At 42.5% G+C, this 10,630-nt stretch carries 7 protein-coding genes, 2 tRNA genes and 2 pseudogenes; 3 read left to right on the plus strand and 8 right to left on the minus strand.

Going from position 1 to position 10,630, the window contains the following annotated elements:
- Positions 1-393, plus strand: a pseudogene (locus B9T16_RS21245) (tRNA (guanosine(46)-N7)-methyltransferase TrmB); the annotation flags it as partial.
- 6 nt (positions 394-399) lie between these two features.
- On the opposite strand, the gene hpsN reads toward B9T16_RS21245, so the two are convergent.
- The 7 genes from hpsN to B9T16_RS21280 all read right to left on the minus strand — a co-directional run bounded on the left by hpsN (position 400) and on the right by B9T16_RS21280 (position 6,242).
- The gene (gene hpsN, locus B9T16_RS21250) at positions 400-1,392 is read right to left on the minus strand and encodes a hormogonium polysaccharide biosynthesis glycosyltransferase HpsN (protein ID WP_006619799.1); all 993 of its coding nucleotides are present in this window, start codon (positions 1,390-1,392) and stop codon (positions 400-402) included.
- A 31-nt stretch (positions 1,393-1,423) separates the two neighbouring features.
- Positions 1,424-2,608, minus strand: coding sequence for a glycosyltransferase (locus tag B9T16_RS21255; protein WP_006619800.1), 1,185 nt, complete (start codon positions 2,606-2,608; stop codon positions 1,424-1,426).
- 39 nt (positions 2,609-2,647) lie between these two features.
- The gene (locus tag B9T16_RS21260; protein WP_014273952.1) at positions 2,648-3,781 is read right to left on the minus strand and encodes a glycosyltransferase family 4 protein; all 1,134 of its coding nucleotides are present in this window, start codon (positions 3,779-3,781) and stop codon (positions 2,648-2,650) included.
- Positions 3,782-3,918: 137 nt separating this feature from the next.
- Positions 3,919-3,990 (minus strand) — tRNA-Thr (locus tag B9T16_RS21265).
- A gap of 3 nt (positions 3,991-3,993) precedes the next feature.
- Positions 3,994-4,075: transfer RNA gene (locus B9T16_RS21270), tRNA-Tyr, on the minus strand.
- A 162-nt stretch (positions 4,076-4,237) separates the two neighbouring features.
- Complete coding sequence (locus B9T16_RS21275) at positions 4,238-5,377, minus strand: hemolysin family protein (protein WP_410245698.1); 1,140 nt, start codon at positions 5,375-5,377, stop codon at positions 4,238-4,240.
- A gap of 121 nt (positions 5,378-5,498) precedes the next feature.
- Positions 5,499-6,242: an SDR family NAD(P)-dependent oxidoreductase gene (locus B9T16_RS21280; protein WP_006619803.1), complete on the minus strand. Its 744-nt coding sequence runs from the start codon at positions 6,240-6,242 to the stop codon at positions 5,499-5,501.
- Between the two features lie 239 nt (positions 6,243-6,481).
- On the opposite strand from B9T16_RS21280, the gene B9T16_RS21285 reads away from it, so the two are divergent.
- Entirely contained in the window at positions 6,482-9,349 is a 2,868-nt protein-coding gene (locus B9T16_RS21285; RefSeq protein WP_410245699.1) for a glycosyltransferase, read from the plus strand.
- Positions 9,350-9,573: 224 nt separating this feature from the next.
- Positions 9,574-10,359, plus strand: a complete 786-nt coding sequence (locus B9T16_RS21290; RefSeq protein WP_410245700.1) for a hypothetical protein — start codon at positions 9,574-9,576, stop codon at positions 10,357-10,359.
- Between the two features lie 40 nt (positions 10,360-10,399).
- Here B9T16_RS21290 and B9T16_RS21295 read toward each other — a convergent pair.
- Positions 10,400-10,630, minus strand: a pseudogene (locus tag B9T16_RS21295) (ISNCY family transposase); the annotation flags it as partial.

Below are 10,630 nucleotides of genomic sequence, written 5' to 3' on the forward strand. Positions count from 1 at the left end.
AAACAGCTAACTAATCTACACTATATTTTCGGTAATGCTAACTATTCCCTATCCTCAATGTTAGCATCTTTGCCCCCACAAACTATCAAAACAGTTAGTATTTTATTTCCTGACCCTTGGTTTAAAAGCAAGCATCAACGGCGGCGAGTAGTACAACCGCAACTGGTGGAAGATTTAGCCAAGTTTATGGTGTCCGGTGGTTGGGTATTGTTAGCCTCGGACGTGGAAACTGTGGCGATCGAAATGCGCGATCGCTTTAGGGAAAATCCCCGCTTTCATCTCCTCTCAGAACATTGGTTAACAGACAACCCCCTACCCGTCGCTTCCGAACGCGAAATCGCTACCCTTAACCGTGGCGAACCCGTTTATAGGACTCAATTTAAGGCGAATTAATCACTCTTAATTCACCCCAGACATAGCTTGGGGGTCTTGGCGTGTGTAAATCTGTCCATCATTCCACAGTCCTTGTATCTGAGTCCAAATCGCACTAAAAAATCCCCAGAAATAGAAAATCCCCCGCACCATAATTTTAGTAAACCCACCACTTTTGTTACAAGGAGGATGTCCGAGAACATGACAATCAAATAGACGGATATATAAATGTAGGGATTGTTTCCAGGTTAAATGCTTAAATGCCATCAAAAAATGATTATGATAATGGGTAATTTGGTACTCTAAAGACCGGGTACTAATATCATGACAGCCTCCGGTGGGTTCCCCAATATGCACTAAAACCGCTTCTGGATCATACCAAATCTGATAATCAGTTTTTCGGATATCCAAGAAAAAATCCGACTCCTCACGCACCGCGCTACCCCTAAATCGTTCATCAAACCAAATTCCATGGTCAGTAAAAAGCGATCGCCTAAAAGACATATTACACCCCCGACCACTAATAATCTTTTGAGGTTTCATAGTATTAACCACATCCAAATAATACCAAGCAATACCCGGATCACTCGCCTCTGGTGGTAGATAATCAAAAGTCGGTTGTGTGTGGGTTCCCTGTAAATGTTCTGGGGTTAATACCCGACCCGCTACCGCGCCAATTTCAGGATGATCAAGATAGTTGCGAACATGGTACATGACGAAATTAGGCTCAAGTGTAACATCATCATCAATAAAGATGACAATCTCTCCCGTAGCGCGTCGCACCCCATAATTTCTCGCTCCCGGTAAACTAGCCCATTCCAGTTGACACCAGGAAATTTTCCCAGATTGTGACAACTTTTCTAAATACTCTTGAGTTTCCGGTTCATGGTTTTTCGTTTGGTCAACTACCAAGATTTCCAAATCTGGGTAATCATTATTCATCACATCCAATAAACTATTCCGCAACAATTCTTCACGTCCATAGGTAGGAATAATTACAGAGACTTTAGGAAGATTCATAGTTTTGATAATATCCAATAGTTACTGATTTTTAGGGCTGACAAATCGAATTGTAAGCCTCCACAAACTGAGGACCAATCACATTCCAACTATAGCGCTCTCGAGATAAGTTTTGTCCATTATTACCCATTTCTCGCCTGATATCCGGTGCATTAATTAACCGCTTTAAAGCACTTTCCCACTGGTCTAGGGTTCCCGGTACAACCAAACCAGCATTTTCCTCAATCACATCTACCGCGATCTCAACTTCCGGGGTAATAACTACAGGTAATCCAGCCGCCATAGCTTCAGCCACCGCAATACCAAAGTTTTCCCCCAAAGATGGTAATGCTAAGAAATCACAGCCATAGAGTAAAAGTTGTTTATCCTCACCACTAACAAAACCTGTAAATGTCACATTTTCCCCTAATCCTAGGCTGCTGATTATTCCCTCAATATATTGACAATAAGCAGGTTCCCCACTCCCTCCAATCACCAAATGAAACTTATCTTCACCCTGGAGATTAGCCAAAACTTTAATTAAAAAATCAAGTTGTTTTTTGGGGTGAATCCTTGACAGAAACAAAATAATCGGGGTTTCCATATCCACCGAAATATTATATTTTGCTCGCAGAGCCATTTTAGCGTTAGGATAAACCGTCGGGAAATGGATGCCTAAAGGTATATTAACCGTGGGTGCATCTATACCAAAATCACCCACATATTTTTGTTCTAGCTTAGTGGTACAATGAATCAGAGACGCTTTTTTTAAGTTGGCATTTTCCAACAGGAAATTATAGATATTTTTTTTCAGCCGCTTTTGATTAATCACCCAGGGGGAAAAATGACCGTGAGGACTAATCACATAGGGGATTGATTTCTGTCGCGCCTTCCTCGCCCCAAATGTACAAACATAGGAGAATAGGGAGTGAATATGCACTAAATCATAACCCTTAATATAGGTATTTAGCCACTGCATAAGTTGCCGAGAAATCGCATATTCAGACAAGGCTGGAACGGAGGGAGACCATCTCGGGAAAAATAAAACTGGTACATCCTGATAATCTATAAACTCACCACAGGGAACCTCTAACACTCCCGGACCGCTATCATTAGTGGTGAGAATTTCCGCCTCTACCTGACAATTTCTTAGCGCCTGAACAATCTCGCTCACAGCAACGCTAGTCCCGCCTCTAATGGGACTCACTGAAGGAATAATATGTAAAACTTTTGCCATAATTTTATAGGTGATTTCGTGAATTTTTCCACATTAGTTTTACCCAAGTTTTCCGGAAGCGGCGATCGCTTGTTCATACAAAGCTATATATTCATTAATCATTTTCTCCGTAGTAAATCTTTTGGCATTATCAAATAATGGTTGGGGGTCTGTCTTAATGATGTTCAGGGAATCCAGAATTTTGGTGGCTGATTCTTCGGGGTTCTTGGGGTCAATATAAATCGCTACATCTCCCCCCACTTCCGTCATAGGAGGTATATGGGATGTAAACACCGGACAGCCACAGGCTTGGGCTTCAATAATCGGCCAGCCAAACCCTTCTTGAAGGGATGGAAATAGTAAAGCGATCGCCGCCGAGTATAAAGCGCGTAGGTCTTCATTATCGATGTTAACACAGGGAATAACTAATGGTTCTAATTCATAGTTTGTGATCAGTTGTTGTAATTCTTCAGTAAAGGGGGCTCCCGCCATCACTAAATAAATATCGCCCTTGACCAGTTTTTGTTGAAGATGGGCAAAGATTTTGACAACTCCTAACCGATTTTTATACCATTGATTACCACCTACATGGAGAATAAAAGAACTATTTTCGGGAACTTTTAATTTTGCCAGCCTGGGTTTATATTCAGTTTCTGACATGGGGCGATAAGGGTAATTTAACCCCATATAAATAGTAGTTGCCGCCTGGGGTTCTAGTTCGCTAATCCTCAGTAAATCCTCTCTGGTCTTTTCCGAAATACAGGCTACTCGTTGAGCTTTATTTAACCCTTTCAGAATGATTTGTTGAAGTTGCCGACCTGTCCACCGGGTGGGATTTTCGGGGATTTCTCCTAAAGCTGAACGGACGGCTAGTAAATCATTACAGGTAACAATGTGGGGGATTTTTTGTAAGTAGCGGGTATAAAATCCATTGGAATGGTCGCAAATATGAGCAACATCAGCCCAGGCTAAGTGTTCTTTTAATGTAGGGGGAAACATGATAAACTTATCGATATATCCTAACCATTTTCCTACACCACTACCGCCGGGTTTAAGCTGTCCTAACTTGGCTTCGGGACGCAGTAAGCGCACGTCATGACCTGCTTTTTTTAACTCGCTCTCCATGACAGCCGAAAAGCGCTGCATACTTTGTTGAGCATCTGGTAGGTAGTTCCCAATCAACAGTATTTTCATTAACTATAATTATAACCCAGGATACTTGTATACTTCTCAATACCAATTCTGTAGATTCACCCGTGACCAGTGTATCATACTTTGATATGGCATAGACAAGGTATGGCTTGCGTCCACGGAAATATTAAGCAATAATAAGCCCTTGACGAGGATTGAACTCGTGACCTCACCCTTACCAAGGGTGTGCTCTACCACTGAGCTACAAGGGCAAGTGGGCCGGGCTGGATTTGAACCAGCGTAGGCGTAGCCAGCGGATTTACAGTCCGCCCCCATTAACCACTCGGGCACCGACCCATTTATTCAACAATTTATAATTGTATCACAAATCTCAAAAAAAGCTAGTGTTTGGGAAAACTTTTTTTTGTAAATCCCAAAATCCTTATCTAGCAAGGGTTTGAGCGAAGACCAAATAAGCGATCGCTTTCCTGAAACCCGAATTAATGGCCAGATAACTGGTCAATGTCTAATCCAGGGCAAGCCAGAGGACCCAGACCGGGAGGGGGAAGAATTCATAGGTTTATTGCGGGCCATCCGACTGGGAAAATCACTTTCGTCGTAAATTTCGCCCACCAACTCCTCTAAAATGTCCTCCAAAGTGACCAACCCCACTGTCCCCCCATATTCATCGACAATGATCGCCATGTGTAAGCGCTGCTGTAACATCTCTGTAAGCAAGCTACCCACCCTTTTGGTCTCCGGTACATAAACCGGGGGAATCATAGCTTCTGTGACCGATGGCGACGGGCTATCAACACTAATTGAGCGCATCAGTTGTAGCGCCCGCTTCAAATGCACAATCCCGACAATTTCATCTTTCGATTCTCCCTGGACGGGAATACGAGAATAACCCGTTTCCAAACACAAATCTATCACCTGTTGGACAGTCGCCTGATGGGAAATAGTCCGCATATCAATACGGGGTTTCACCACCTCCCGCGCCATGAGATAATCCATGACGAGGGTTTTATTTAACAGTTGATGTTTTTGCCAGTCTAGTTGACCGCGACCCCCTAGAATCTCAATCATTAACCGTAGTTCCTGCACCGACAAACCGGGTTGTACAGCGCCCCGGTTGACTAATCGGATAATACTTTGGGCAATGGTTTCAAATAGATAAATAACCGGATACAGGAGAATAGACAGCAGGTAAATCGGACGAATAACCGCCTTAAAAATAGGTAGAACATTGCTAATAGCTAAAGATTTGGGGGTAATTTCCCCAAATACCAACAGCAAAAAGGTGACCACAGCCGTAGCAATTCCTAGCCCGGCATTACCCAACCAGATAGCAAATAAATTACTGGTGATAATTGCCGAGAAGTTATTAACTAAATTATTACCCACCAAAAGAGTCGTAATAAATCGCGCCCGTTTCTCCAAAACCAGGGTAAACATCCGATTAGGATCACCTTGCTCTCGAATTAGCGCCCGCAACTTGAGATTATCTAAGGCTGTGATCGCTGTTTCTGAACCTGCAAAAAATGCCGATAATACCAACATGAACAGCAAAATTAGCAAATCTATCCAGACACTTCCTAACAAAGGTACGGTTACAGCCGTAGTCGCCAGGTATTCCGGGAGGGATATTCCAATCACAGAGGGATACCAAATTCTAAAACTATGATTTTGAAGTTGAGTGACATCGATTCAGTATAGAATCAATCCTTCACTGCTGAATTAAGCGAGTTTAACATAGTTGTTATCGGTTTTTCGGTTACTACCAGGGTAAATTTGTCCCATCCCAGGATAGAAACTGACCACTATGACTGATTTCTAGGCGGTTAATCACGTCTAAGAGTTGTTGTACAGTTCGATTAACTGAAAATAGCTTTTCGGGTGTAACATTTTTTTGAAAGGGTTGGGAAAGCTCTGTGTCTGTGGTCCCTGGGTGTAGCATGACGACAATGGTTTGGGGACTTTTGCGGGAATATTCGATCGCGACTGTTCGCATTAACATATTTAATGCGGCCTTGGAGGCGCGATAACCATACCATCCACCTAAATGATTATCGCCAATACTGCCTAATTTAGCGGAAATTGTGGCGAAAACATGGCGGCGCGGGCTACTAAAAAAGGGTAACAGATGTTTAGCTAACAATACTGCGCCAATACTATTAACCTGGAAATACTCGATGAGGCGATCGCTATTAATTTGTCGCAAACTCTTCTCGGGTTGGAACCCGACACCATGCAATATGCCGACACAATTAACGACCAGGTCTAATTCTCTGGTTTGATGGCTAATGGTTTCCAAAGCGGCGACTAGATCAGATTCTTGGGTAATATCCATGGACAGACAGACGAGACGCTGGGGATACCGACTGGCCAAGTTTAACAAGTGTTGGGCGGACTCCCAACGCCGATAAGTCCCATAAACCCTGTCAATTGCTGGGTCTTGTAATAGCATCTCGACAAACCCATAGCCAATACCACCATTAGCACCAACAATCAAAATATGCAATCAATTAAGTCCTTATAGCGATCGACAAATCTGTTTTCTCTATAAATGCCCCTGGGGTATCTATAACCAAAATGGTAGCAGCGATCGGACTCAGACAAGGGATATAGTCTGGGTCTCTGGTTTGTGACTCTGGGTAGGGGTGTACAATATTTTTCGGTTGGGGAACTTTTCAGGTGCGCGGATCTACATTATAATCTAGTGTGTCAAAACCTGTTCCCTGTCTCTTATACCCATTTGATATGTCAGCAAGCGATTTTAGCCGAGGTAATGAGTTTCTCCGTAATGGCCAACTGGAGGAGGCGATCGCTGCTTATCAAAAAGCGATCGGTCAAAACCCGGACTTTTACTTGGCTTACCAAAATTTGGGGGAGGCGCTGGAGAAGTTAGGGCGTTTTGATGAGGCAGTTCAAGCCTATCAAAAGGCGGTGGAATTGAAGCCAGAGGCGGCGTGGTCTTATTTGAGTTTGAGCCGAGTTTTGCGGCAGGTGGGACGGGTTGAGGAAGCCAAAAAGGCAGGCGATCGGGCTATGGAAATTGAGCCTAAGTTGGTGGGGGTGCGATCGTCCCCTTCGGATTTGTCGATGGGATCTACCTATCAAATTAGTTCAACTCCCACGGCAACAAACAATAATTACTCAATTAAAAAAAGCCGTTCTCAGTCAGCAGAAAAGAAAGCATCACCCAGCCGAGTTTCACACCAAAAATCTCAGTTATCATCCTCAAAAAACTTTCTGAAACCTCCTCATTTTACAGCTCAGGATTTTGGGGAAAGGCTTTGGGGTGGGTACTCCCGATATGCTCTACCGGCACTAGAAGAAATTAAGCATGATTTAACAACGTCAAAAAGTGAGCGAATTCAAGCAGCATGGGAGTTAGTTCGTTGGTACTATGTTGACGGTGATTATGAAATCGCATTAGAGAATGTTGAGTTAATCAATATATTGGGTGCTGAAATACATCCGAGGTATTTACTCGCAGAAATTCAATGTTTAATCAAGCTAAACCGTATCAGTAAGGCGGAAAAACGCTTAGATTTTGCCATCCAAGTTCTCGGAGAAAAAGCAGATTTTTGGCTCTTGAAAGCTAACATACAACGGATAGTAGCTTTCCAAAAAGGACAAGGATATGAAGCTACAACCTTGCCTCTGTATTATATTAATAAAATCTACGAAAATAAAGGGCTATCACCTCTTGTCCTCAAGGACTCTAGTTTGCCATTATCCTTATCTAACATTACAGCTCATGCAGAACCCAAGATTAAGAATCAGAAGCTCAAGGTTTCTGTAATTATACCCGCCTACAATGCAGCAGAAACCATACACATCGCTCTGGATAGTCTGCGGGAACAAACCTGGAGAAATATTGAAATTATTGTAGTTGATGATTGTAGTAGTGATAATACCCGTGAAGTAGTGGCAGGATATGTTCAACGCGATCGTCGCGTTAAGCTAATTTCTAAAGATGTTAATGAAGGTTGTTATCCGACTCGAAATCGTGGATTAGCATCTGCAACAGGTGATTTAATCATGGTTAATGATAGTGATGATTGGTCTCACCCACAAAAAATTGAGTATCAAATTGAGGTGATGAATAATCGCAAAAGTTTTTGTATTGCGGTGATTTCTCACTGGGTACGAGTTGATGAAAATCTCATGGTAGTGGGGGGACTGAGACCGAAACATCGGCTTTTCGATCTAAATTTTTCCTCTTTAATGTTCAAAAGAAAAGCCCTAGACAAAGTGGGTGTCTGGGACGCTGTTAGAATTGGGGGGGATACTGAGTTTCAATTAAGACTGGAACAGGTGTATGGTGCTAAAGCCCTGTACCGCATTAAATATGAGGTAATGTTATCTTTGGGAATGGTAAGGGAGGATTCCTTAACTCGTGCCAAAACCACTCATATCAAAACCATAAAATTTGGCATTAGATGGCATTACAGAGATGCTCACAAGTATTGGCATTCTCGGCAGGATTTCCAAACCTCCCCCAAGTTGTCTGAAGAAGTTCGCTCCTTTCCTTGCCCTAGGGGCAATCATCCTTTAAAATCAGAAACATATTTTTACGATGGGGTTGTGGTGGCAGATTGGGCGAACGGTGATAGTGTTTTTGTTTGTAACCTGAACTTTATTGTCGCCGCTCGTCAGTCGGGATTGAAGGTGGCAGCCGTCCATTGGCGCAGCTACAATACCAGTCCTAACATCAGTCTTCAATCTAGCTTTTATGATGTCTGTGTGAAGTATGGGATAGATATACTCACGCCGGGAGACCAAGTTGAGGCTGAAACTATCGTCTTTGGTTGTCCGAAAGCTCTACAGCATAGACTTGATGATTTCCCCGCCATCAACGCTGAAAAATTGATAGTGATTGTGAATCAATTTGCAGAGGGTTTAATTGATGGGTCTGAGCCACAATACGATCCATATATTGTCAGGGCTAATCTCAAAACTATGTTCGGAACAGAGGGAGACTGGATACCTTCTTCTTTATCTATTCAAAGGTTAATGGCTGAAGATGAACGTTACCCCAAGCCATACCCAACTCCCGGGTATCCAATGATGGATGTTGAACAGTGGTGTAGACAAAAGTTGCGGTGGCGGGGTCAGGATAATCAGAAGCCTGTTGTGGGTCGTCACGGGGCTAATACTCCTATGCAATGGCCTGCAGAATTGACGGCTTTAAAGCAAATATATGGTGTAGATAATGCTTGGGATGTGAGAATATTAGGCAGTGCTAAGGGGGCTATTGATTTACTGGGTAAACAGCCTAATAATTGGCAATTTACTTCTGGCGATCGCATGGGTATGCAGGAATTTTTGGAAGATTTAGACTTTTTTATTTATTATCCTCATGAAAGTTATATCGAGGCTTTAGGTCTTGAGATTATACAGGCTATGGCAGTAGGGATTCCCGTCATTATTGACCCTCAGTTTGAAGAAACCTTTGGCGGTGCAGCTTTATATGCCAACCCCGAACAGGTGAGTTGGAGAGTCCGGGAATTATGGTCTGACCCAGATAAATATATAAATCTGGCTAAAATAGGTCGAGATTTTGTCTACAAAAACTGTAATTATAGGAGGGTAATGGATATTATTAATTATGCTAATTAGTCGATATTTTTGAAGCCATCACATGGCACAATATTTTGGTTATTATGAACCGATGATTAATAGCTATTTCGTTGATAATCAAGAATTTTAGAAATATGTCAAACAGTGAATTAAACCAATTAAGCAATCAATACTCTGGCTCTAAACTAGGGAAAACAAAGAACGATAATCGAGCCATAAAGCCCGTTTGTAATCTTTGTGGCTGTGAGAAATTTATAGATAGCATGAACCGAAAAAAAGTCAAGTGTAAAAACTGTGGTTCTGTAGAGAGAACACGCATTATAATGTTGTACCTGAAAAGTCGGGATGAAGAGGCAGTTCAAGTCGAAGAAACGGCGACGGAAATTGAGGAGAAGTTGTCAGAGAGGCGATCGACTTCCCAATTATCTAAACTCCAACCCTCTGAAAAAGAGCAGAGTCAAAATAGACCCACCGAACTCAAAGATGGTATCAAAAAGGAGCAATCATCTTATTGGTCTAAAAGGGAAACCCATATTTATATCTTCGCAGTTAGACAAATTATCAACAAAATTGGCAGTAGTGCTACTTCAATTATCGATGTCGGTTCCAATGGATGTCCTTATATAGATTGGTTTTCGTGGATTCCAGAACGCTATTCTCTGGATTTACGCAATCCTTACAAGGCTCCCGGTGTGGTTTCTTTGACCCAAGATTTTCTCAAATACAATCCCGAAAAACGTTTCGATTTGTTAACCTGTCTTCAGGTTATTGAGCACGTCCCAGATGCGGAAGCATTTTGTCGAAAACTACTCGAAACTGCTCGTGTTTTAGTGGTCTCTGTTCCTTATAAATGGAAAGCAGGTCAAACTAAAGGTCATATCCATGATCCGGTAGACCTCACAAAAATGAATCATTGGTTTGGGCGAGAGCCTAACTATTACAACATTATCAAAGAAATCGAATCACCAGTTCGTCGTATGATCTGTATTTACTATCAGGATTCTGAGAAAAATTGGGATAGAGTTAGAACAGTGTTTAAACCCAGTTAATACGGGGATGGTTAAACTCAGCAATTCTCATTATGGAAATTCAACTGCTATCGGGCGGGATGTCTAACTCGAGACCTTCAAGCATAAAGGTCAGAAGGTGCTCCCAACTGTCGAAGTACAGGTAACGGGTCAACGCCCGCAAATCATCAAAAAAGGTTTGGCGGGTGGGCAAGTGCGCTCGTAGTAACTGGTACTTGTCATCGAGCAACTCCAGCAGGGTATGGAAGAGCAGCGAGAGGATGTTGAGGGTCGCCAGCAAGGAGGAAAGATG

Origin of the sequence: Arthrospira sp. PCC 8006 (assembly GCF_046480465.1) — a bacterium.
GTDB classification, from domain to species: domain Bacteria; phylum Cyanobacteriota; class Cyanobacteriia; order Cyanobacteriales; family Microcoleaceae; genus Limnospira; species Limnospira platensis.

What these genes read in the sequence shown, in the direction of transcription:
- hpsN (WP_006619799.1), bottom strand. Translation starts at nt 1,392, where the DNA reads ATGAATCTTCCTAAAGTCTCTGTAATTATTCCTACCTATGGACGTGAA.
- B9T16_RS21255 (WP_006619800.1), bottom strand. Translation starts at nt 2,608, where the DNA reads ATGGCAAAAGTTTTACATATTATTCCTTCAGTGAGTCCCATTAGAGGC.
- B9T16_RS21260 (WP_014273952.1), bottom strand. Translation starts at nt 3,781, where the DNA reads ATGAAAATACTGTTGATTGGGAACTACCTACCAGATGCTCAACAAAGT.
- B9T16_RS21285 (WP_410245699.1), top strand. Translation starts at nt 6,482, where the DNA reads ATGTCAGCAAGCGATTTTAGCCGAGGTAATGAGTTTCTCCGTAATGGC.
- B9T16_RS21290 (WP_410245700.1), top strand. Translation starts at nt 9,574, where the DNA reads ATGAACCGAAAAAAAGTCAAGTGTAAAAACTGTGGTTCTGTAGAGAGA.